The organism is Serratia sp. CoH_134_PS_4, from assembly GCF_058190535.1.
The window spans coordinates 642,542-666,157 of sequence record NZ_JBXWKI010000001.1 but is presented as its reverse complement, the minus strand read 5'-3'; the positions used below and the strand labels follow the sequence as shown (position 1 = coordinate 666,157).

Annotated in this window: 21 protein-coding genes; 14 read left to right on the top strand and 7 right to left on the bottom strand. The window is 52.1% G+C overall.

The window, feature by feature from the left end; translation table 11 throughout:
* Nucleotides 1-138: 138 nt before the first annotated feature.
* A complete protein-coding gene (locus tag AC2FCQ_RS03045; protein ID WP_209634202.1) occupies nt 139-633 on the bottom strand; it encodes a TIGR00645 family protein in 495 nt (164 codons plus the stop codon).
* A gap of 287 nt (nt 634-920) precedes the next feature.
* Here AC2FCQ_RS03045 and AC2FCQ_RS03040 point away from each other — a divergent pair, with 287 nt between their 5' ends.
* From AC2FCQ_RS03040 to AC2FCQ_RS03030, 3 genes are all read left to right on the top strand, one after another.
* Nucleotides 921-2,381 (top strand): serralysin family metalloprotease, encoded by a 1,461-nt coding sequence (locus tag AC2FCQ_RS03040; RefSeq protein ID WP_490307545.1) that lies wholly within the window; start codon nt 921-923, stop codon nt 2,379-2,381.
* A 319-nt stretch (nt 2,382-2,700) separates the two neighbouring features.
* On the top strand, nt 2,701-5,058 hold the full coding sequence (locus AC2FCQ_RS03035; protein ID WP_490307544.1) for a TonB-dependent receptor domain-containing protein: 2,358 nt from the start codon (nt 2,701-2,703) through the stop codon (nt 5,056-5,058).
* Between the two features lie 94 nt (nt 5,059-5,152).
* Nucleotides 5,153-5,971 (top strand): heme/hemin ABC transporter substrate-binding protein, encoded by an 819-nt coding sequence (locus tag AC2FCQ_RS03030; RefSeq protein WP_490307543.1) that lies wholly within the window; start codon nt 5,153-5,155, stop codon nt 5,969-5,971.
* Here the strand turns inward: AC2FCQ_RS03030 and AC2FCQ_RS03025 are convergent.
* Nucleotides 5,968-6,261, bottom strand: a complete 294-nt coding sequence (locus AC2FCQ_RS03025) for an Rdx family protein (RefSeq protein WP_209633332.1) — start codon at nt 6,259-6,261, stop codon at nt 5,968-5,970. The genes AC2FCQ_RS03030 and AC2FCQ_RS03025 overlap by 4 nt on opposite strands.
* A 262-nt stretch (nt 6,262-6,523) precedes the next feature.
* On the opposite strand from AC2FCQ_RS03025, the gene AC2FCQ_RS03020 reads away from it, so the two are divergent.
* From AC2FCQ_RS03020 to AC2FCQ_RS03010, 3 genes are all read left to right on the top strand, one after another.
* The gene (locus tag AC2FCQ_RS03020; protein ID WP_209633334.1) at nt 6,524-7,378 is read left to right on the top strand and encodes a helix-turn-helix domain-containing protein; all 855 of its coding nucleotides are present in this window, start codon (nt 6,524-6,526) and stop codon (nt 7,376-7,378) included.
* A gap of 101 nt (nt 7,379-7,479) precedes the next feature.
* Complete coding sequence (locus tag AC2FCQ_RS03015; protein WP_490307542.1) at nt 7,480-9,177, top strand: ABC transporter ATP-binding protein; 1,698 nt, start codon at nt 7,480-7,482, stop codon at nt 9,175-9,177.
* On the top strand, nt 9,167-10,882 hold the full coding sequence (locus AC2FCQ_RS03010) for an amino acid ABC transporter ATP-binding/permease protein (protein WP_490307541.1): 1,716 nt from the start codon (nt 9,167-9,169) through the stop codon (nt 10,880-10,882). The genes AC2FCQ_RS03015 and AC2FCQ_RS03010 overlap by 11 nt, the downstream gene beginning before the upstream one ends.
* A gap of 48 nt (nt 10,883-10,930) precedes the next feature.
* On the opposite strand, the gene AC2FCQ_RS03005 is transcribed toward AC2FCQ_RS03010, so the two are convergent.
* Nucleotides 10,931-12,139 (bottom strand): MFS transporter, encoded by a 1,209-nt coding sequence (locus tag AC2FCQ_RS03005; RefSeq protein WP_490307540.1) that lies wholly within the window; start codon nt 12,137-12,139, stop codon nt 10,931-10,933.
* Between the two features lie 96 nt (nt 12,140-12,235).
* On the opposite strand from AC2FCQ_RS03005, the gene AC2FCQ_RS03000 reads away from it, so the two are divergent.
* From AC2FCQ_RS03000 to AC2FCQ_RS02980, 5 genes are all read left to right on the top strand, one after another.
* Nucleotides 12,236-13,174 carry a LysR family transcriptional regulator gene (locus AC2FCQ_RS03000; protein ID WP_490307539.1) on the top strand — a complete coding sequence of 313 codons (939 nt, stop codon included), beginning with the start codon at nt 12,236-12,238 and terminating at the stop codon, nt 13,172-13,174.
* Nucleotides 13,175-13,321: 147 nt separating this feature from the next.
* Nucleotides 13,322-14,083 carry a dimethylarginine dimethylaminohydrolase family protein gene (locus tag AC2FCQ_RS02995; RefSeq protein ID WP_490307538.1) on the top strand — a complete coding sequence of 254 codons (762 nt, stop codon included), beginning with the start codon at nt 13,322-13,324 and terminating at the stop codon, nt 14,081-14,083.
* 27 nt (nt 14,084-14,110) lie between these two features.
* Complete coding sequence (locus tag AC2FCQ_RS02990; RefSeq protein ID WP_490307537.1) at nt 14,111-14,884, top strand: ABC transporter substrate-binding protein; 774 nt, start codon at nt 14,111-14,113, stop codon at nt 14,882-14,884.
* A 55-nt stretch (nt 14,885-14,939) separates the two neighbouring features.
* Nucleotides 14,940-15,632: an ABC transporter permease gene (locus AC2FCQ_RS02985; protein WP_209633349.1), complete on the top strand. Its 693-nt coding sequence runs from the start codon at nt 14,940-14,942 to the stop codon at nt 15,630-15,632.
* Complete coding sequence (locus AC2FCQ_RS02980; protein WP_209633351.1) at nt 15,632-16,354, top strand: ABC transporter permease; 723 nt, start codon at nt 15,632-15,634, stop codon at nt 16,352-16,354. Before AC2FCQ_RS02985 ends, AC2FCQ_RS02980 begins: the two co-directional genes overlap by 1 nt.
* Nucleotides 16,355-16,360: 6 nt before the next feature.
* Here the strand turns inward: AC2FCQ_RS02980 and AC2FCQ_RS02975 are convergent, their stop codons facing one another.
* Nucleotides 16,361-16,816 (bottom strand): Lrp/AsnC family transcriptional regulator, encoded by a 456-nt coding sequence (locus AC2FCQ_RS02975; RefSeq protein ID WP_265556865.1) that lies wholly within the window; start codon nt 16,814-16,816, stop codon nt 16,361-16,363.
* A 14-nt stretch (nt 16,817-16,830) separates the two neighbouring features.
* On the opposite strand from AC2FCQ_RS02975, the gene AC2FCQ_RS02970 reads away from it, so the two are divergent.
* From AC2FCQ_RS02970 to AC2FCQ_RS02960, 3 genes are all read left to right on the top strand, one after another.
* Complete coding sequence (locus AC2FCQ_RS02970) at nt 16,831-17,937, top strand: succinylglutamate desuccinylase/aspartoacylase family protein (RefSeq protein ID WP_404759630.1); 1,107 nt, start codon at nt 16,831-16,833, stop codon at nt 17,935-17,937.
* Nucleotides 17,938-18,086: 149 nt separating this feature from the next.
* Nucleotides 18,087-18,866: a Fic family protein gene (locus tag AC2FCQ_RS02965; RefSeq protein WP_490307536.1), complete on the top strand. Its 780-nt coding sequence runs from the start codon at nt 18,087-18,089 to the stop codon at nt 18,864-18,866.
* Between the two features lie 236 nt (nt 18,867-19,102).
* Nucleotides 19,103-20,875 (top strand): ATP-binding cassette domain-containing protein, encoded by a 1,773-nt coding sequence (locus tag AC2FCQ_RS02960; RefSeq protein WP_490316605.1) that lies wholly within the window; start codon nt 19,103-19,105, stop codon nt 20,873-20,875.
* A gap of 44 nt (nt 20,876-20,919) precedes the next feature.
* On the opposite strand, the gene AC2FCQ_RS02955 is transcribed toward AC2FCQ_RS02960, so the two are convergent.
* From AC2FCQ_RS02955 to AC2FCQ_RS02945, 3 genes are read right to left on the bottom strand one after another with little or no spacing between them, the layout of a single operon-like run.
* A complete protein-coding gene (locus tag AC2FCQ_RS02955; RefSeq protein WP_490307534.1) occupies nt 20,920-21,840 on the bottom strand; it encodes a metallophosphoesterase in 921 nt (306 codons plus the stop codon).
* Between the two features lie 17 nt (nt 21,841-21,857).
* Nucleotides 21,858-22,700, bottom strand: a complete 843-nt coding sequence (locus AC2FCQ_RS02950) for a carbohydrate ABC transporter permease (RefSeq protein ID WP_209633363.1) — start codon at nt 22,698-22,700, stop codon at nt 21,858-21,860.
* Nucleotides 22,697-23,608 carry a carbohydrate ABC transporter permease gene (locus AC2FCQ_RS02945; RefSeq protein ID WP_490307533.1) on the bottom strand — a complete coding sequence of 304 codons (912 nt, stop codon included), beginning with the start codon at nt 23,606-23,608 and terminating at the stop codon, nt 22,697-22,699. Before AC2FCQ_RS02945 ends, AC2FCQ_RS02950 begins: the two co-directional genes overlap by 4 nt.
* Nucleotides 23,609-23,616: the final 8 nt, after the last annotated feature.

Below are 23,616 nucleotides of genomic sequence, written 5' to 3'. Positions count from 1 at the left end.
GGCAAGTGAAGCCAACTTTAGTGACGATGTCACTTTAATTGCGCCTAAAGCGCCTGCTCAACAAATTGATTTTTAATGTTTTAATGTAATGGCGGGCAGAAGGGTTAGCCGCCATTGGGGCATGGCGGCTAAAGGGGATCAGTGCTTGTAGCGGGTCAGTTTATCGAGGTAGCCCATGACAAATGCGGAAAGCACAAAGGTGAGGTGGATAACCACATACCACATCAGCTTATTGTCCGGCACATTCTTGGCATCCATAAACACGCGCAGCAAGTGAATGGAGGAAATGGCGACAATCGACGCGGCAACCTTGTTCTTCAACGAGGTGGCGTCCATCTTACCCAGCCAGCTCAGCTTTTCTTTGTCGTCGCTGATATCCAATTGCGAAACAAAATTCTCGTACCCCGAGAACATCACCATCACCAGCAGGCCGCCGACCAATGCCATGTCGATCAATGAGAGCAGCGTCAGAACCAGATCTGCTTCGGCAATGGAGAAAATGTTCGGCAAAACATGAAGAATCTCCTGGAAGAATTTTACCGACAGTGCCAGCAAGGCCAGGGACAGGCCGAAGTAAACCGGGGCAAGCAGCCAGCGAGAGGCGTACATCGCATTTTCTAGAAAGCGTTCCATAGTCATCTGAGTTCATTACAAAAAGTGGGGCGTAGTATAACGCAAGAGGCCTGGCAAAAGGCAAGTGACGGTGAAATGAATGCGGGGTGTTCCACGGGCATTCGGGGAAAGGCACATGCCGTGAATCGCATTAGGTATTAACATCATTATCATTTATTTTCGCGATATATATTGAGCAATCTGAAAATCATACTACGATTTAAATGCTGCAATATAAGTCGGCAGCAGTTGTTTATATCGCAATTGAATTATATATAACGGAATGAATTAACCTACTGGAGATGGACATGGAAAATTCCCTGAATGGAAATACAAGCGGTTGGGACAGTGTTAATGATTTGCTCAATTACCATAATAGAGGTAATGGATTAACGATTAATAATAAGCCTTCTTTCGATGTGGAGGCGGCAGGTAAGCAAATAGCGCGCAGTGAACAGACCTGGAATGGCGTTCATATTACGGGACAAGGCGCGACGGTGACTTATTCCTTCCCGGTTTGGGATTATAACGAGGGTAACCTGAATGCCCGTTTCGGCAGCCAAGACACTGGCCTAAGTGCCTTTACCGCGCAGCAAAAAGCCCAGGCAAAACTGTCCTTACAGTCTTGGGCAGATGTGGCTAACCTGAATTTTGTCGAAGTTGCCCCCGGACAAAAATCCAATATTACCTTTGGTAATTACGAAGGCGACGGCCAGGCTTATGCAATTAAGCCCTTTACCGGAGCGGGTAATGACTATCGTGGGCATAATACCGATGGCCAAAGCTGGTTCAACATCAATTACGATTACGCGGATCCCCGCGACGGGGTTTACGCCAACTTATACCCTGAGTTGGGCAACTACGGCCGCCTGAGCATCACGCATGAATTAGGGCACACGCTGGGGTTAGATCACCCAGGTGCTTATAATGCCGGCCAAAACCCTAGCTATGCGAAGGGGACCTATGCCGAAGACACTCGCCAGTTCAGCGTGATGAGCTATTGGGATGAAGGCGTTACCGGTGGTGATAACGGCGGCTATTTTGCCGCAGCGCCTCTGGTTGACGATATTGCCGCTATTCAACATCTCTATGGCGCGAATACCAGTACCCGTACCGGGGATACGGTATACGGGTTCAACTCCAATACCGGCAGGGACTTCTACACGGCGACGGACAGCAGCCAGAAATTGGTTTTCTCCGTTTGGGATGCGGGCGGTAATGATACCCTTGATTTCTCCGGCTATACGCAGAACCAGCGCATCAACCTGACAGAAGGCTCCTTCTCTGATGTCGGTGGGTTGAAGGGGAACGTGTCCATTGCACTGGGTGCAATTATTGAAAATGCCATCGGTGGTTCGGGTAATGATGTTATCGTCGGTAATAACGCCGCCAATATTCTCTACGGCGGTGCCGGTAATGATGTGATCTACGGCGGTGGGGGGCAGGATCAGCTATATGGTGGCAGCGGCAACGATATTTTTGTTTTCGCAGCGGTGAGTGATTCACCTTTCGCATCCCCTGATAAGATCGTGGACTTTGAAACCGGCATCGACAAAATTGATCTGTCCTTCTTTAATCACGGCGCTAAAGGTGCGGACTTTATTCATTTTGTTGACAATTTCAGTGGCCAGGCAGGGGAAGCACTGCTGACCTATAATTCACAAAGCAATTTAAGTGAATTAGCGCTGAATATAAATGGTCACGCCTCTCCAGACTTCCTGGTTCAAATTGTAGGGCAGGCGAATACGGCGACAGACTTTATTGTTTAACTCAGTCACGGTGGGTTATGCCCACCGTTCTCTCAGGGTTTTTCATCCCTGCATGCTTGAACCTCCGTCTCCGGCCTACTGTAGTACCGCTATGTAAGGATTGCGTAAGCAATAGGGAAATAGTGCGTCAATACATCAATCAATATTGTGATGATATTGCTTATGATAAGCATTATCATTATCATGTGTTTCATCAAGTCTACGTAGAAAGACCTTTATTTTTACATTATTACTTTTCATTAATATTGTTGATCCCGGTTAACTCCCGGGTGACGAAGCAACTGCGAGCTTATACTAATAATTAATGCAGGGTTAATACATGCGCAAAACTTTTAATTACCGGGGAATTATCGGGCAGTCCGTCCTATGCGGGGCTCTGGTCAGCACCACTTTTTACGTTAATGGTGAAGTAAATAAACCCTTAATACAAAAGACCACGCAAAATGAAGAGGAAATAACGGTTGTTGCACCGGTAATTGAAAAAAAAGCCGGAACAATAACCACGATTTCTGCACAAGATATGCAAAAAAAAGGGGGGAATGATTTTGGCTCAATAATGCGTTATGAAACGCTGATTGGTGCAACGGGTGTCAGTGGTGGCTCTTCTTCCGGGAAAAGCGGGTTCGATCGCAGTGGTTACACCGGATATAACATCCGTGGTCTGGAGAGTAACCGTGTAGGGCTGGATGTCGATGGGATCCCACAACCAGATGCGACTGGGCGTAGCTATGTTAGCCGTGCGGGGCTCAACACTTTCGGTATCGGCAGGGACTATCTTGACCCTTACATGTACGGCCAAGTGGACATTGAGTCGGGGGCGACGTCAACAGAACGCAGTAATACCTCTATCGGTGGCGCGGTATCGTTTTCACCCAAGACGGCGGACCAGTATCTGTCACCCACCAAGCAGACCTACTTTGGTTACCAAAGCGATTACGACTCATCCAATCGCAGTTGGCATAACGGCATCACCGCTGCCGCAGGCGATGAGCAGTTGCGAGGGGTGTTTGTGTATAGCCGCCGGGATGGGCAGGAAACGCAAAATAACAGTGGTACCAATGAGGCTTATCCGGCCAACTGGCATTCCAATGCGCTGATGGCTTCCGGCATCTGGCAACCCAGCGACGAGCACAAACTCACCGGCACGGTAGATTACTACGACAAAACCAACCATACCCATTACGACAGTTGGAATTCGGCCGGAAGCGCCATTCTGGGCACCGCACAGCAGCAGAGCAATACGCGCCGTTGGGGCGTCAGCCTGAAAGATGAATGGACGCCATACAATGATTTTGTCGATACCCTGACATCAAAAATCTATTACCAGCAGACTCAAGCACATGATAACACCTACATGCCGACCAGTACCGGCAGCATGGAGCGGGTTTACTCCGACTACAACGTTAACACCTACGGTTTTGAAACACAGATCGCCAAAACGTTGGGTCGCCATACGCTGAGTGGTGGGGTTAATGCACGCGTGGCGGATACCGAGCGACCATTCCGGGAAGAACCGGCGCCAAGCGCGTTCACCGCCATCATGCAGCCAGAGTCTGACAGCCGTAGTTACGTGCTGGGTGGGTATGTACAGGACCGGATCCAGTTTGATCTGGACGGACATGGCTTTGCCGTTGTACCCGGTGTGCGCGTGGCTCACCAAAGCACGAAACCGCAAAACCTGAGCAGTCTGACCACGGGGAGCGCGGTGCTCACGGAGTCTGAACTGGAAACGCTGTACGGCAAAAGCAATACTGACACGCAAGTCTTACCGTCACTCAGTTTCCAATACGACATTACGCCAACGCTGATGACTTATGTACAGTACAAGCGTGGGGCGCAGTTCCCTAACGCCAGTCAGCTGTATGGTTCATGGAACCTTGGCTCCAGCTATGCAGGTACGGCACAGTATGCGTTGATTGGTAACGCCGATCTGAAAACCGAGACCAGCAATAACCTGGAATGGGGCATGAAGGGAGACGTCGTTGAGGGTGTTACGGTGCGTACGTCGCTGTTCTACAACACCTATAAAAACTTTATTGCGTATACCCGCTATCAACGTGCCAGCAGCCCGGGCAAGTTCACTAACGTGCCTTCCAATATCTACACCATTTACCAGGCAGAAAACCGCGACAAGGCTTACATCTACGGCGGCGAAATCAGTACTCGACTGAATTTCGGCACCTGGTTTGAGCAGGTTAACGGTCTGAGCGCGAATTTTGCGCTGGGTTACAACCAAGGGAAATCCAAGTCCAGTTATTCAGGCGACAAATATGTCGATATTGACAGCGTCGCGCCAATGAAAGCCATTGTAGGGATGGCGTGGGATGATCCGGCGAAACGCTACGGTGCCGCCATTACTGCGACCTTTGTGAAAGGCAAACAGGCGGCAGCCACCAACCGTGAAAGCTATAGCAACGCCAGCGGCAGTACGCTCACTGACGCAACGGCCGAGTATTTGCGGGTGCCGGGTTACGGTCTGGTGGATATGTCGGCTTACTGGCAGGTTGCCCGTAATGTGAAACTGAGCGGCGGCGTATATAACATCACCGACAGAAAATACCGTGATTATCTGAGCAGCCGTGAACTCACGAACTCTACCAAACAGGATGCTTACGATAATGCGCTGGCCGTTATGCCGGGAAGAACCTTCCAACTTGGCGTAAACGTCGATTTCTAAGCCCCGTCCTTGGATACACCTTTAGCCCAACAAGCACCTTTCTTATCGGAAGGCGCTTGTTACCTGATTATCCTGCCCATGAAGGAAAAAACCAATGAGAGCCTGGATTCTAGGATTATTGGCGCTGCCGTTTTCGGTTTTTGCCAACGAACGTGTGATATCGATTGGTGGAGACGTCACGGAAATTATTTATGCGTTAGGTGCACAGCAAGCATTGGTCGCGCGTGACAGCACCAGTCAACAACCGCTGCAAGCCACAGAGTTGCCGAATATCGGCTATATGCGTCAGCTCAATGCCGAAGGCATTTTGGCGTTGAAACCTACGCTGGTGATCGCCAGTGAACTGGCACAACCGTCGTTGGTATTACAGCAGCTTGAGCAGGTTGGCATTACCGTTGTAACGGTGACGGGCAAACCCGCGTTGAGCGTAATTAATGAAAAAATTGCCGTGATCGCCACCGCGCTCGGGCGTGAAAAAGAGGGGCAGGTTCTGCAGTCGAAACTGGCTCGTCAATTGGATGCCGTGCCAACCCATCCGCTGCCCATCAGGGTATTGTTCATTATGGCACACACCGGTATCTCGGCGATGGGTGCCGGTAAAGGCACCGCGGCTGATGGCGCGATTCGCAGCACCGGTTTACAGAACGCGATGGCCAACGTGACTCGCTATCAGTTGCTGACCCAGGAAGGGTTAATTGCCGCAGCACCACAGTTACTGGTAATAGGTAAGGGCAGTCTGCGCAGGCTGGGCGGCGAAGTGAATCTCTGGAAATTACCTGGGTTGGCGTTTACGCCTGCGGGTAAGCAGCGGCACCTGCTGGTGATTGATGACAGTGCCTTGCTGAACTTTGGTTTGGCTATGCCGGCAGCCATGAGCCAATTACGGCAGGCTGCGCAAACGATAGTGCCTTAACCTTTAGCCCCTTTATTATCCACATGGCCCAAGGAACGCTCGGGGAAGCAGCGATCGCGCAGACGTTGCTTTAACGCAGATGCCTCTGGGAACCCACCGTCGATTTTTCGATCCCAAATGACTACGCCATCGACGGAAATTTCATAAATGCCGCCGGTACCCGGAACCAGCGTAACGGCAGCCAGATCGGTGTTGAAGGTGTGCAGCAGCTCTTGTGCCATCCACGCTGCGCGCAGTAGCCAGTTGCATTGCGAACAATAGTGAATGGTGACGGCGGGGGATGTTTTCATTATCTGAACCTAAACGGATGAGGTAGCTAAGCATCATCAGTGGCCGCCGTAACCCTGTCAAGGCGATCAAAACGGCGGCATATGAGAGTAACGGGCTGAAATCAACCTCAGAAGTTGGCGCATCTCCCTGGCGGTTGGTGGATTGAATAAGAATTACTTTCATTTGCCGGCCGTTATGCCATAGTGAAAGCCTTGTTGCCCGTTATCTGACCCCGTGCACACTATGACAACCCTGCCGTTTTCCACAGCACAGCATCAGCCAATGATCACCCCCGTTCCGCACCCCGAGCGCCTAAAATTTGCACCGCACATCCTGTTACATAGCGGTACCTGGCTGGAACCGCAGTCTGCCTGGGAAGATGATCCGTTGATCAACGGTATCAAACTGGCGCTGGTGCACAGTGGCGAGATGCAATGCCGGGTTACAGGGCAGGCCGAACGGCATATCGCTGAGCCTTCACTTTGTGCATTCAGTAACCTTGGCGACTTCGCCGTCACACACCGTTTTAAACGCAACACCCCTCTGCGCTACACCATTTTGCAATTAGAGAGCGACGGCCAGGATCAACATGCTGAACTGCTTCCGGCGGCATTAACGTCTCGGGCAGGGCAACCGCCGAAAATGCTTATCGGCCCGGCACCTAAACTGTTGTTGGCGTTATCCACACAGATTGCCACTTGCCCGTTGCAAGGTGCCACGCGCGATCTGTACTTGGCGGGTAAGGCGATGGAGCTCATCGCCATGAGCCTGCAACACCTGTCCGATGCCCCGTCAAAGGCGGCCGATCTACGCCTCTCACGATCGGACATTGAGCGTCTCCATGCCGCGCGCGATCTGTTGATTGCCAACCTGCCACATCCTCCAGGACTGGATCGTCTGGCGGCACAGGTGGGGATTAACACCCGCAAGCTCACCAACGGCTTCCGTCAGATCTTCGGCAACAGCGTTTTTGCATGGCTGCAAGAGTATCGCCTGCAACAGGCGCACCGCATGCTCAGCGCTGAAGAGGCCAATGTTGCCACCATTGCCTATCGTGTGGGTTACAGCCCCGCACATTTATCCATCGCATTCCGCAAACGCTTTGGCATTTCTCCCCGAGCGGTGAGGGCACGCTAACCGGCGGGCGATATAAAAAGTCCCGCTGTCAAAAGTATCCCCGCCGGAGCTCACCTGATTTTCCGCTATCGTAAGGTATGGAATTTTAAGGAGAGTGCGCGATGAAAGGGGCATTACACTGCCTGTTACGGCCGTATTACCGGCCACTGGCAGCGGCCATTTTTTTGCAGACGTTGGCAGGTCTATGTTCATTGGTCCCTTGGATCCTGCTGGGATATATCGCAGCAGAAACTCAACCTATTGCTGAAAGGGGTTGGCTGTGGCTTATCGCCGTCAGCGGCTTGGTGTGGCTGATCGGCCAGACGTTGGCACTGTATCTGACGCACAGCGTAGATGCCGGGCTTTGCCATCAGCTGCGCTTAACATTAGCGGAAAAATTGCAGCGTTTGCCGTTGAACTGGTTTGTACATCAAGGCCAGGATGGCGTAGCCCGTTACGTTGAGCAGGACGTAAGAGCGCTGCATCAGTTGATCGCCCATGCGCCGACGGATTTGGTGAATTTGCTGATTGTGCCATTGGTGGCCTTTGGTTATTTGTTCTCACTGAATATGTCGCTGGCGCTGTTTGCGCTGCTGCCCCTTAGCGCTGCGATTGGGTTGTTTGTGGCGATGCGAGCTCCCCGGTTCCGGGCCGATGTCGAACAGCGCGATCGTACGATGGAGGATATGCTGGAAAGCTACGGCACGCTGGCCAGTCATCCGGTTGCCGTGCGGCAATATCCGCAGGCCGGGGTACAAGCGCAGGCACAGGCGGCAACCGATCTTTTTGTGACGGCATTCAGCCATTGGGTTCAGCGTATCGGCCGTTTGAGCGCGGGTATGCAACTGCTGCTGGGGGCACCCTTGCTGGGGATTTGGGTCATTGCTGGCGCGTTGAGCTTGGGCGAGACGCCTCTGCCAGCCGCGCAACTGTGCGTATTTTTGTTGTTGGTTAAGGCAATTGCCGCACCGCTTCAGGCGATGGGGCACGGCGGTGATGCCCTGCGTAGTGCCCAATTGGCGGCAGAGCGGTTGAATACGTTGCTCGCTACGCCAGACATGGTGAGCGGAACACAACAGCCCGACATGACTGCGCCGGTCGATATTGAGGTGCGCGAACTCTGTTTTCATTACGATGATCAACCGGTTCTACAGAACATCAATTTTTCGCTGCCAGCCGGCAGTGTCACCGCGATTGTTGGGCCGTCGGGGGCCGGAAAAAGCAGCTTACTGTTGCTGTTGGCGCGGTTTATGGATCCGGACAGCGGGCAAATCCGGATCAAGAATCACCCTTTGGCGAGTCTGTCCGATGCCTGTCGTTTTCAACTGATCACCCCGGTATTGCAACAGGGATGTGCACTGGCACGCCCGTTGGATCAAAACATCGCGCTCTACCGTCCGGATGCCGATCAGGCCACTGTCCATGCCGCAGCAAAGGCTGCCTGTCTGCACGAGGACATCATGGCACGGCCGTTGGGTTACCAAAGCATACCGGGACAAGACTTACAGCTTTCAGGTGGAGAACTGCAACGCTTGTCTATTGCACGGGCCTTGCTGTCTCCGGCACCGATTTTACTGCTGGATGAACCCACGTCGGCGCTTGATCCACAAACTGCCGCGGCCTTATTAGGTCGCCTGCGTCAGCGGCCGGGCACCACGGTGATCGTCAGTCACCGATTGGCCGATGTCATGGATGCCGACAGTATTCTCGTGCTGGAGCGCGGGCAGTTAGTCGCCAGTGGCAACCACCGGCAATTATTAGCCGCCGGGGGCCTTTATCGCCGGCTTTGGGACAGCCAGGGAGACAGTTATGGCTATTAATATGACACGCCTGAAATCTTTGCCATCTCGGGATCGGACGCCGCTGGTGAAGACACTGTCGTGGATGACGCTGTGCGCCGTTTTGGATGGTGTCGCCGGTCTGATGTTAGTGCCGCTGATCGTCGCCTGGTTCAGCGGCACCAGCGCGCAAATTTGGTCGGCATTAGGGGCGTTGCTGGCGGCCACCGCGGTGTATGGCGGCGTGATGTTTTGGGCGACGCTGAAAGGGTATTTGGCTGGCTGTACGGTAGTACGGATACTGATCGGTGCTTTGATCCAGCATATTCCGCGTATACCCGCCAACCTGCTTGGCAGGGTGAATTTGCCGGGGTTGGTGCGGGGGCCGGTACTGACGGCCATGGCAATCCCCGCGCATTTGCTGGTTCCATTGATTACGGCGGTTGTGACCCCTGCAACGGTTATTGTTGGGTTGGCGTTTATCGATTTGCCGCTGGCCTGTTGCCTGTTGATCGCCGCGGTACTGTTAGGCATGGGGCTACGTTGGGGAGGGCAACGGACGCTTGCCCTGGAAGATCAACGGCATTTGGCAGAACAGAACAGCGCCGTGCAGCTGGCCGAGTTTGGGCAACAACAGGCGTTACTGCGCACTGCGGGGTTGAATCAACAGGCCGGACAGCGGTTGGTGCAGGCACTGACCGCGCAGTACCGGAACGTGGTGCAACTTCAACGACGCTCATTACCTATCACGTTGATCTTTGCCGGTGCGGTACAGGCGGTATTCTTACTGGTGTTACTGCTGGGGGCCTGGCGGGTCAGCAGAGGTGAACTGACCATCCCGCTGTGGATTGCCGAAATGGTGCTGTTAGTCCGGTTTATCGAACCCTTGGCGGCAATGACGCAGCTTGGCCAGTCGCTACGCAATGCCTGGCAGGCGTTGATGCAGGTGCTCAGGGTTTTGGAAACACCCGCAATCCAATTCGTACAACCCGGTGAGACGCCGGCGGACAGCCATGTGATCGCGCGGCAGGTCAGCTACCGCTTGCCGGACGGCCCGGTGCTGCTTAGCAATATTGATCTTGATATTCCACCGGGTAGATTGCTGGCCATCGTCGGCCCATCCGGCGCGGGTAAGAGCACTTTATTGAGTGTTCTGGCGCGTAACACCGACACTACCGAAGGGCTGATCACGGTTGGTGGGGTGGATATTCGTCAGCTTGACGCACCAACCTTGGCAGGGTGTCGCAATGTGTTATTGCAAGATACGCCGCTGTTCCGGGGAAGTGTTCGCTGGAACCTCCAATTAGCGAACCCGGCGTTAAAAGAACATGAAATGCAGGAGGCGCTGTCGGCGGTAGGCCTGCAACAGGAGATCGCCCGTTTACCGCAGGGGTTGGACAGCGATGTTGGCGTGGGCGGTACGGCATTGTCCGGGGGGCAACGGCTGCGCCTTTGTCTGGCGCGGAGCCTGTGTGCCAAAACGCCCATCCTTTTGCTGGATGAACCCACCGCGAGCCTGGACTCACTCAGCGTTAACCGCGTGATGGCATTGCTGGCACGTCAGCGTGGGCGTGCCAGCTGCATTTATGTCACTCATAACCCTCGATTGGCGGCGCTGGCCGACAGTATTGTCATTGTGGCCGCGGGGCGGTTACGCCGCAGGGGGAGCCATACTCAGTTGTTAGCCGAAGATCGCTGGTATCGAGAGTTTTGTGCTGAAAATGGCCAAGAGGCCGGACACGCTTAAAACACATAGCCGCAGAGGCTGCGGCTATGTGTTTGACGTTCTATACCATCAGGCAGCGGCACGCGAGGGGACCTTGGCTAACAGCCGCAGTACCAGCCCTCCGGTCGCCGCCAACGTTGCCAATGCGATCACCCCAGGCCAACCGGCACTTTCCAGGATCTTGCTGCCTAAAGCGGCGCCGCTCGCCATGCCGATAAACACCAGAGTAAACATGATGGCATTAAGGCGGCTGCGGGCGGCCGGGTTAATGGCGTAGATGATCGTCTGATGCGCCACCAACGTGGCCTGTATTCCGAGATCAAAACCTACCGCACTTATGGCGATCAGGGTCAACTGCGCGGGTACTGACAGTAACGGCAACAAAAACATCAGGGCAAATGAACACACCACCATGGCGGCGCCGATTTTAGTGACATAGTCGGGGCCATGACGATCTGCCAGTGTGCCGGCCAAGGGGGCCGCCAGTGCTCCCGCCGCGCCAGCCAGTCCAAAAGCACCGGCCACTGCGCTACCTAACTGATACCGTTCCGCCAGCATTATCGCCAGTGTTGACCAGAAAGCGCTAAACGCAACCGACAATAAACCTTGCGCCAGGGCTGCACGCCGTAAGGCTGGGTACTCTGTCCACAACGTGCCTAATGAACGCAGCAGCGCCGGGTAGCTCAACGTGGTATTGGGTTTAAAACGCGGTAATACAGCCCCCATCGCGAGGGTAATGGCCAGTACCCCTAATGCCGCCAGGAGGTAAACGCTGCGCCAGCCAAAATATTCCGCGACCACGCCGCTGAAAACGCGCGATAGCAAAATGCCGGCTAATAGCCCGGTCATCACTGTCCCCACGGTTTTTCCCCGGTTGGCGTCAGAAGCCAGCGTAGCGGCTGCCGGTATGATGTCTTGCGCTACCGTTGCGGCCAACCCGATCGCCAGACTGCTGAGCAACAGCAGCGGGAATGAAGCGGAAAAACCACAAAGCAGCAAGGTCAGCGCCAGCAGTACGCCTTTAATCCGGATGATTTGCCGACGATCGTGACGATCACCCAGCGGGGCCAATAATAATATCCCCAGCGCGTAGCCTATTTGTGTCAGTGTCGGCACCAGGCCGGTATCACTCACTCCGGTGTGGAATGCATCACCCATAATGCTCAGCATGGGTTGGCTGTAGTAGATGGACGCCACACTCAGACCGGCCCCCGTTGCCAGCAGAAAAACAACGTTGGAGGAAAGGGTGGTGGTGTCGACTGATGAAAGTAGGCGCATGTTGGTTATCCAGAACAGGTTAAGTGCGGCTATTTTTGCCGTTCTTCGCCGCCAACTGTAGCCCCAGGACAGGTAAAACTGTTATACGTATTACGTATGAATAAAAACTCATTTTCGAATGGCGACCGCATAGCCATGTTGCAAACGCTGGTACGTATCGTTGACAGCGGCAGCCTTTCCGCGGCGGCAGCGCAAATGCAGACGTCGCAGCCCACCGTTAGCCGGCGCCTACAGGTGCTGGAACAACTGCTGGGCGTTAAGTTAATCCAACGCACGACGCACACCATGAAGCTGACGGATGACGGCGAACGTTGTTATCAGCATGCGCGTAAGCTGATTGAACAGTGGCAGATCATGGAGGATGAGCTGCGGGGTGCGCGCGATGAGCCGGTGGGCATATTGCGGGTGCGGGCGCCGCACGCCTTTGGTCAGGACCAGTTGATTGGGCCGTTGGGCGATTATTTGCAACGTTATCGCCAGACCAGTGTGGAATGGACGCTCAACGATCACTCGCCCGATTTCATTCCTGAGGGCGTGGATTGTGCGATCCACGTCGGTGCCGTGACCGATCCTTCGGTGGTTGCCGTATTGTTGGCGGAAGTGCCGCGCATCGTGGTAGCGGCGCCAGGGTTATTGCCAGGAGGCACTCCGCTGAATCAAATCGGCGATTTAGCGCAACTGCCTTGGCTGGCGCTAAACAGCTTTTATCGCAATGAAGTCACGTTGACCCATCACGACACCGGGGAGACCTGCCGTTTTGACATTGCGCCCAGATTAAGCACCGACAGCCTTTACGCGGTGCGTAAAGCCGCGTTAAACGGTGTTGGGGTCGCAATGTTGTCGTCCTGGGTAGTTAAACAGGATCTGGAGCAGGGGCGACTTATCCCATTGATGCCGGACTGGCGTGCGGCGCCATTACCGATCTATTTGCTTTACCCGTACGCCAGTTACTACCCGGCGCGTCTGCGTAAATTTCTGGCGTTGATGAAAGAGGTGATGCCACGCATCACGGGGGCTCAGCCGCCCATTCCGTGAAAGGGGCACACAGCGGAATTGGTCGTTGCCGAAGGCATAAACAGCGCAAATGTAGAGTCGTGGTGGCGGGATTCAACCTGATTGGCGGCGGTATCTGTTTGATAATCGAATCAACAGTGACCGTCCCTTTCAAACGAGAGAATCGCCATGCACTTTACTCAAGCCATTGCCAGACTCCCTGCCGATAGCTGCGGCAGCGGACAAACTACCGCGCAACTGGGCGCGCCGGATGTCGCCGCCACCGCTCAGCAGTTTTTGGCCTACGTGGACACCTTGCTCCGCCTGGGGCTCAAAGTGACGGTGTTGCCCGCTGCGCCGGCCTTTCCTGATGCACACTTTGTCGAAGACACGGCGGTGGTAATGCCGGAGTTGGCGGTAATCACTCATCCCGGGGCACCCAGCCGTCAGGGCGAGGTTGACACTATTGCCCCCCTGTTTGCCGGTGAGCGGCCAGTGGTGCGGATGAGCACAAGTGGCCATCTCGATGGCGGTGATGTGCTGTTGGTTGATCGCCAGTTCTTTGTCGGTCTGACGTCACGTACGGATGATATCGGTATTGGTGAGTTTGCCGCAGCGGTAGAACCCTATGGTTACCGAGTGACTGCGATTGAGGTAAGTGCCGGGCTGCACCTGAAATCGATAGTTAACTATGTTGGCCGCAATACCCTGTTACTGACGGAAGATTACCAGCACCATCCTGACTTTCGCGCTTACAGCAGCATTGTCATTCCAGAAGCCGAGTCCTACGCCGGTAACACACTGTGGATCAACGATACGTTGATTACCCCGCAGGGCTATCCGCAGACCTTGGCGAAAATTGAAACGTTAGGGATGCCGATCGTTCAGCTCGACACCAGTGAATTCAAAAAAATGGACGGCGGCCTGACCTGCCTGTCACTTCGTTTCTAGTATTTTCTTTCACCGGGGATCTCAGCCATGAAAAAAACATTAGCCGTTTTATTGACCAGCCTGGCACTGGGTGGCCCAGCGGCGGCCCAGGCCTTTGACACCATCAGTTTTGGCGTTGATGGCGGTTATCCGCCCTTTGATGTGCTTGCACCCAATGGGGAGATCACCGGTTTCGATATTGATATTGCCAATGCATTGTGTACCCAACTGCATGCCAAATGCGTGTTCGTCAAACAACCTTTTGAGAGCATGATCGCTGCGCTCAATGCGCATAAGTTCGATGCGATTATTGCTTCGCTGACCATTACCGATGAGCGTAAAAAGGAAGTGGACTTCACCGATCGCTATTACCGCAGTTCCGCCCAGTTAGTGGCACGCAAGGGCAGTAATTTACTGCCAGAGGTCGCAAGCCTGAAAGGGAAAACTGTCGGCGTCCAGACAGGTTCAATCCATGAGGCCTATGCGAAACAGCACTGGGGCGGGAAGGGCGTGAAGATTGTTTCCTATGCCAATCAGGATAATGTCTATCTGGATCTGATGTCCGGCCGTATTAATGCGTCGTTACAGGATAACACTCAGGCTGCCAGCAGCTTTATCGATACACCTCGCGGACAGAAGTTTGCCTTCGCCGGTCCGGTGATCAACGACAGCAGTATTTCCTCCGACGTGGGTATCGCAGTAGGTAAAGACAACCCCGCGTTGCGAGATGCGCTTAACGGTGCAATAAAAGCCATTCGCGCCGACGGCACTTATGAGGCCATCCAGAAAAAATATTTCAGCCTCGATATTTACGGTGACTAAACCGGCTCGCTAACGCCGGCTGACCCGGCATTCAGTTAAATTGGGGAGGCCGGGAATGGTCGTAGAGTATTTGCCATTGCTGATACAGGGCGCGGCGCTGTCGCTGTGCGTGATGCTGGTTTCGTTGGCCGTTGCCTTGGCGCTTGGGCTGATTAATGCGGTGATCAAACTGTTCGGTCCGCGCTGGCTGCGTTGGGTTTCAACGGGTTATACCACCCTGGTGCGTGGCATTCCTGAACTGGTGATCATGCTGCTGCTGTTCTTTGGCGGTGAGATGCTGGTTAACGGCGCGCTTGGTTTGCTGGGGCTGGGCCCCCTGCATTTCAACACCTTTATCTCCGGGGTACTGGCGATAGGCTTCGTGTTTGGCGCTTACTATACCGAAACCTTCCGCGGCGCATTTCTCACCGTGGAGCGCGGCCAACTTGAGGCGGCGATGGCCTACGGCATGAGCCCCGGCCAGGTGTTCCGGCGCGTGCTGTTACCGCAGATGCTGAGCTTCGCCATTCCCGGCATTAATAATAACTGGCTTGGGTTGATGAAGGCCTCAGCGCTGGTGTCGATCCTCGGGCTGGAGGACATGGTGTGGTTGGCGGAGCAAGCGGGGCGCGCAACGCAAAAACCTTTCCTGTTCTATTTCCTGGTGGCACTGATTTATATGGTGATCACCGCGATCACCAGTTGGGGCTTTAGCCTGCTGTCGCGGCGTTATGCGCTGGCGTCGTCGAATTCGGCAGGAGCACGCTGATGAACCTGCAAAACATGCTGGAAGCGGTGCCGAGCTTTTTATGGAGTGATGGCTCTGATGTGACCGGGCTGGCAATGACCGCCAAGTTATTCTTGCTGTCGGTTGTACCCGGTTTATTGTTGGCGATGCTAATGGCGATCGGCCAGGTTTATGGCCCACGGCCGGTGGCTTGGCTCATCCGCAGCATCACTTACTTTTTTCGCAGTACGCCGCTTTATCTACAGTTGATGCTGATTTACTACGGCCTGTCGCAGTTTGATGTGGTGCAGTTGGGCTGGCAGAACGATCAGCCATTCTGGCTGCTGTTTCGTGACGCGACGTTCTGCGCCACGCTGGCGCTGGTGCTCAATACCAGTGCCTACGTCGCACAGTTGTTGGCCGGTATGATGGAAACTTTCCCGCGCCAGGAGTGGATTGCCGGCGAAGCCTATGGCATGAGCCAGTGGCAGATCATTCGCAGGCTTGTCCTGCCTGCGACGCTGCGGCGTGGCATTCCTGCACTGAACAACGAGATGGTCTTCTTACTGCATGCCACGTCGCTGGCCAGTACCGTTACGCTGTTGGATATCACCGGTGTGGCGCGCGCCCTTTATGCCGCAACCTATTCACCTTTTGTTCCGTTCCTGATGGCAGCGGCGCTGTACCTGCTGTGTACCTTCCTGCTGATCTTCCTGTTTTCACGGGCAGAACGGCGTTGGCTGGCGTTTATTCGCCGCGATTAATCCGGCTCAGGAACGTTTGATGGACTGCAATTCGGTTAACGTCACAATTTTATCCACCCGGAATTTTTTGCTGGTCAGCCAAGCATCGGCCAACAGCCGGTAGTTTTCCATACTGCGGCAACCGATTCGCACCAGAAAATCAAAATTGCCGCTGACCAGCCAGCAGTCCAGCACTTCCGGCGTATTGCGCATCTCCTGCTCAAACGCCGGTTGGGAATGCCCATGGTCGGCCAGCGCGATCTGCGCCTGAATGACAAACGCATGTTCCGGCTCAGGCAATTCGATAATGGCGCTATAGCCACGAATAATGCCGTCGCGCTCCAACCCACGTACCCGTTCCAGACAAGGGCGAGCGGTCAGATTGACCTGCTCGGACAGCTTTTGATAGGAAATGCGGCCATCCCGGCACAGTATTTCAAGGATCTTTTTGTCGATGCGATCAAGCCGGGCTTTTTTTTCCACAGAGAGGGCGTCCAATGAAAAGTAAACATCATAAGTTACCTGAACATGCGCTGGGTGGGCAGCGCCAAATTACCAGTTTTCATTTCGGCCAGCCGGGTAAAGGGGAAAAGATCTACCTGCAGGCCGGTTTACATGCCGATGAACTGCCCGGCATGCTGGTGTTGCATTATCTTAAAAGATTACTCAGCCAGGCGGAACGGCGTGGGGAACTGCAAAGTGAAATAATCATTGTTCCGGTTGCCAACCCGCCCGGATTGGCTCAGGTGCTGCTCAATGGCGGCGTGGGGCGCTTCGATCTGGTTAGCGGCCGCAACTTCAACCGAGACTTTCCCGACTTGGCACTGCTGTTAAAAAACCAGGACTTCAGTCTCGGAAAGCCCTTACCTCTGCAGGTGCGTGCCGCAATGTGTGACGCGTTACAGGCGCTGCAGGACACCAGCGAAGTCACGGCATTACGTCGCCAATTGCTTCTGCTCGCCTGCGATGCGGATGTGGTTCTGGATCTGCACTGTGATGATCGTGCAATCTTGCATATGTATGCCGATCCCGCCTGGCGTGAACAGGCAGAAGTATTGGCGTGCTTTATGGATATCGGCGCAGTGCTGCTTTCACAAGACAGCGGTGGCGGATCCTTCGACGAGGCTTGCGGCCTGCCTTGGCACCGACTGGCAACGCAGCATGCTGCGCTGAAAGACCTGGCACCCAGCTGTATGGCGGTCACGCTGGAGCTGCGTGGGCAACGGGATATTAGCCACGAGCTGGCCAGCACCGACGCTGAACGTCTCTATCGTTATTTGCAACACCGGGGTGCCGTTACCGGTGAATCCCCCGTAATACCGCAGCGAGACGTGACAATGTTACCGTTCGCCGCCGGGGAGATTGTCACAGCGCCCGCCAGCGGTATTCTGTTGTTGCTGCGCCAGCCGGGGGAGTGGGTAGAGGCAGATGAAGCCGTGGCTGAAATTGTTGACCCGATCACCGATACGGTAAAAGCGGTACGCGCCAAAGCAGGCGGACTTATCTATGCCTGCCGGCAAGCACCTTTTGTCACCCTGGGGGCAGAAGTGATGAAGATTGCCGGAAAGACGCCATACCAGGGTGGCGGTGGGCTGGCGTCTTGACGAGGATTTCACTTTGGCAAACTGCAGCGGCCAGGGCAAATTTGGGCATGATTGTTAAAAAAAATTAATAAATATGAAACTTGAGAGTCATGTGAATAGATTAAAAAATTTAAACAGATTTTAGGGGGCTACGCTAAGGAAAGACGTTTATGGAAAACTATATGTTGCAAGGGAACGTGATCAAGCTACTGCCATTGGGGCTTCCTAAGGATGAGGACATAACAGGGGATACACTTACCATTCTAAATCGCAGCATATCTACTTTACAAAATGGAATTTCTTCAGATTGCAATTATCATCAATTTATCAGGAATGTTGAAGTTTCCATTGAAAATGGAAGTGTATCTATTTTGAAACACCGTCTCAGTCCGTATGTGGATGATATAATGTTCGCCAACGAAAATAAAAGTAGCGACAATGACTTTAAAGCGTTTGATTTTTTAAGTGTTAACTTTTCTAGTATTTTAAATGATGATAAAAGTTTTTGTGATTTTATTTGTTTGGCTGGGACTGAGTTCAATCGAAGTAATAGAATTCGTGAGATCAATGTAAGGACTGTTCCTGAAAAAGATGGCAGTTATACAGAGTTCCTGGACTTTCAATGCCTACCTTCTGATCTGAGCAAGTTGAGAACATTTATCTCAGATAATTACAAAGAAAACACTTTGTTTTGTGCAATTATTGCAGCGGCTTTCTTGATGAACATACATCCACTCCATGATGGAAATGGTCGTGTATCTAGAGTGTTATTCAATCTGATTTTAGATAGAGGAGAAATTAATTATATTCCGCTGACAGAATTATGTCATGTCGCAAGGAGTGGGTATGTCATAAGTTTGCGCGAGGCATTTTTATTTTCGGAGTGGGATTCGATTATTGTGTTTTATTGTAAGTGCATCGAGATTGTTCACTTAAATCATTTAAAGTGATGTTTCTAGTATGTGATTATATGATTACATACTATACAGATCATTTTAATTTTTTAAAGGGGATTGTATGTTAACTGAAAAAGATCTTTTACTGATTAAAACGACGACCATGACTGATACTCAGGTCGATAAAATAGACCCGACTCTAGGTTTTAAACGGTTTGTCAAGATCTAACATTTAAGACATAACGGGGGCCCCCGTTATGTCTTAGTATTGAATAATATAAGGAATCTAGATGAACAAGTTTTGGCTTATACTCAGGTACTTTAAAAATACTTCAGGAATGTCAGCTAAGACCAAGTTCTTTGTGATTATCGTCATTTCATTTTTATCTACCATTCTGATTTCCATACAACCCGTTATCATGGCGCGATTGATCGGTGTAATTGATACCAGGCTTACGAATTTTCAGGCTGTTGTCTACCTGCTTGCATTTAGCTACATTGTCATAATGAGTCTCAGAAAACTTGCTTCTGCGTTGAATTTCATATTAATAACTTCTTTGAGAAACAACCTTGTAATCAGCATGACCAATCATTATTTAAAAAGCCTTTTCTATAGAGAGGATGCCATAAAAAAAAGTGAAAATACTGGGGATATCACTCAAAAACTGAATCAGGCAATAGATGAGCTGACGGTTTTGTTAAGGAATATATCTCATAATTTCATCCCTCCATTATTACAATTAACTTTTAGTGTGGTATTCATTATCATCTCTGGTGATTATGTTGTCGCCTTGCTTTTTACCTTGTACTTCATTTTGTATTTTTTTATTAAAAATGCCTTCAACCCTGAAATCGTAGGGTTATATAATGACTTTTACAATACATCAGTAAAAAAATACAGTTTAATTACAGATAGTGTTAAGAATATGGGGGCTGCAAAAGTATCTAACTCCTATGAATATCTTTTTGGCCGTTATGAAAAACTCCTTAATAAAATAGAAAAAAAACATGAGGGTTTACTTAAAGCTGATATGAGGTTTCTTATTGTTGAATCAGTTTGCAATATTGTTTTCTTTGGAATGTCATTTTTCTATTCACTATACCAGGTAAGTCACGGCAAAATAAGCATTGGGCATTTTGTGATGATTTCATCTTATATATTCTTATTGTCATCTCCTTTGGAAAGTATTGGATCAATGTTTACGGCCCTACAAAAATCGACAACATCACTTTATGTATTCATTAGTTCATTATCTGATGTGACTGCAGCACAGGGCAGCCGTTCAGGCCTGATTGGTCCTATTGAGCGCGTTAAAATGAAAGGCCTTGGCTTTAATTATGAAGGAATGTCAAATCCTATTATTAACGACTTCAATATGGAAATTAAAAAAGGATATTTCATCACGTTGACAGGTAGCAGTGGGTCAGGAAAAAGCACGATTGCTAAACTTTTGGCTGGCGATCTGAAATCCGAGACTGGTGAGGTTTTATTAGACGAAATAAATATTAATAATCTATCACAAAGTCAACGAGCCAATACGATTTTTCACCTGTCGCAGAATGATTATATTTTTATGGACACACTAAGGTTTAACTTAAGAATCGCTTGCCCGGAAGCAACTGATGAGCAATTGAAAACGGCGCTTAAATTAGCCAGGCTTGATGATCTTGCCGTTGACAATTCGCAGGAACTACTGGATATGAATATTGGAGATGACGGCATGACGCTTTCTGGCGGCCAGCGCCAAAGGCTGTCGCTGGCCCGGTTATTTCTTCGGAATCCCTGTGTCATTATCCTTGATGAAATAACATCGGCTCTTGATGTTATCAATGAAAGGGTAGTGATAAAAAACATTAAGCTTTGTTATCCAGAGGCAATGATACTTAACATAAGTCACCGCAGCTCTACCTTTAACTTCTCGGATGAAATCATCGTAATGGAAAACGGTCGTATTATTGATCGAGGTGACTTTACTTCGTTAAAAAATAGAAATGCTTATATACAATCGATCCTACGGCAGGAGGCGTTAAAGGAAGCGCAAGAAGTTACTGGGGTAGAGTGACCCCAGTTCCCTAACCCCCTAATTGCTAATTAGCAGTAGGAATTCTATCGAGTCAGCACCCGACTAATTTCCGGGCCATAACCCGTGACCGAAAGCGTCTCTTCTGCCAGTTCCACTACGGCGAAGGGGAGCAAATTGTCGCCATCGACCATGCCTTTTAGGGTGATAAAGTCGGTATTTTCCACCCGTACATAATCACCCAAATGATAATGACCGGCAAAGTATGCACGTACCTGATAGCGGCACAGCAAATCCACCAACGCATCGCAGTTCCACAGATTATGTTCATTGGCCGGTGCTAAGGGGTAGTGCCCAAACACCACAACGGTTTCCCCTTTGCTTTGTGCATCCGCCAGACTGCACGCCAGCCAATGCAGTTGTTCATCACCCACTGCGCCGTTCCAGCTTTGCGCTTGCGGCTGATGCTCGGCACGGATGCGGGCCAGCAGGCGCTGTGCCTGCGCGTGTTCATCGCCGTTGGCTTGATTGCAATACAGGCTGAGGTCGTTACCGTCAATCACGATAAAGCGATAGCCTTTCAGGCTGAACTGGTAATAGTGCTTGGGCAGTGCCAGTACAGGGGATTGCGCTGCCAGATGGCGGGAAATCACATCAGCATCATGGTTACCCATAACCACCGCATGCGGATGACGTAACTGCTGGTATACCGGCAGCAGTTCAGCATAACTGCCCCAGTTATCATCGACTAAATCTCCCAGCGTCGCGACAAAGGCCAAGGGCAAGTCATTAAGCTGAGCAATAGCCTGGGTCAGTTTACGCAGGCTGTTACGGTAGTAGCGGTTATATTCCAGGTTGGGATCGGCGTTGGCATATTGCGGATCGGCGATGAGCCCAAAGCGCAGGGTGCCAGGTGCCATGGGGTCGCAGGAAAACTGAGGGTGTTGGTAAAGCGAACTGACCTGACCCAGGGCCAGTGACTGTGCTGCGGTGAGGTGTGTAGTCATGGGTTACCTGCTCAGCGCTAGCGAATGCCGGCGCGCATAAAGGATTGAACAAACTGACGTTGAAACACTAAAAACAGCACTAATAACGGCACAGAGGTCATCAACGTTGCGGCACCGATCAACGCCCATTGCACGCCTTGCTCCGGTGCCGAAAACAGCTGTAGCCCCACGGTCAGCGGCCGTACATTGACCGAGTCGGTAATGACCAGCGGCCAGAGGAAATCATTCCAGTGAAAGCTGATTGAGACCAAGGCAAACGCGACATATACCGGTTTTGCCAGCGGAATATAAATACGGCGCAAGATGTAAAACCGGCTGGCACCCTCGACAATGGCCGCTTCTTCCAGCACCAGCGGGATGCTTTTAAACGTTTGTCGTAACAGGAAAATGGCGAATGCTGAGGCAAAATAAGGCAGGGCAATCCCCAAAAGGGTATCGCGCAGCCCCAAGGCGCCAATGGTCTGGTAGTTATTCAGGATCAGTACATCGGGGCTGATCATCAACTGCAAGAGCACCAGGGCGAACAGGATGCCCGCACCTTTGAGCCGGAACCGTACCAGCGCATAGGCTGCCATGGTGGCCAGTATCAGTTGGAAGAAAACAATCAGCAGTACCAGCGAAACGGTGTTGAGGAAATAGCGTCCAAACGGGGCAGCATGCCAGGCATTGATAAAGTTTTGGGTGGTCAATGGGGCAAAAAGTGAAAACCCGCCTTGATCGGCTGCGGGATGAATCGCCACCCAGGTCGCGACCAGGATCGGGAAGACCCACAGCAGGGCAGCCCCCCAGGTCAGTAAATTCCAGCCAATACGGCGTAATGAGCCGGTTTGTGCCGGCGCGGCAGTGAGGGAAAGGCTCATTGATAGTGGGCTCGCTTATCCAGCAAATTGAATTTAACCAACGCAATAGAGGCCAGAATGACCAGCAGCACGACAGTCATTGCCGAGGCATACGGCAGATCCCAATAGCTGAACGCCGTACGGTAGATGTAGAACAGCAGCAGGCTGGTGCTGTTGTCCGGCCCTCCGTTGGTCATGGCGATCACTTGATCGACAATGCGGAAAGCATTCATTGAGGCGTTGATCAGGATAAACAGCGTGGTGGGCATCAGCAGCGGCCACTGGATCCGTCTAAAGAAGTAGCCGCGGGAAGCACCTTCAATCTCGGCGGCCTCAGCCAGTTTGGGATCAATCTGCTGTAACGCGGCCAGATAAAAAATCATGAAGAAACCGGCTTCACGCCACACCGACACGGCCATCAGGCAATACAGCGCAGAGTCCGGATCGCCCAGCCAGTTCACCGCCGGCAATGAAAACAGCGCCAACAATTGATTCAATAATCCCACCTGCGGTGTATAGAAAAACAACCACAGATTGGCGATGGCGACCATCGGCAGCAGCGATGGAATAAAGAAGGCGGCGCGGGCAAGTGCGGTGCCGCGCATGCGCCGATTTACCGCCAAGGCCATCAGTAGTGCTAACCCAACGGCCAGCGGGATGGTGATTGCCGCATACAACAGGTTATTGCGTAAGGCCAGGATGAAGGTCTCGTCGTCCAGCAATGCACGGTAGTTTTCCAGCCCAACGAATTGGGCCGGTTGGTTATTGTGCGCTGCGCTGAATACACTTTCCCACACCGTAGCCAGCGCCGGGTAGTGGGTAAAAGTAATCAGGAAAACCAATGCCGGCAGTACCAACAAATAGCCATAAAGCTGTAAAGAGAAGCGCTTATGGCGTGCGGCGGGCAAAGCAGAGTGCGATATGGTCATGCCGGCCC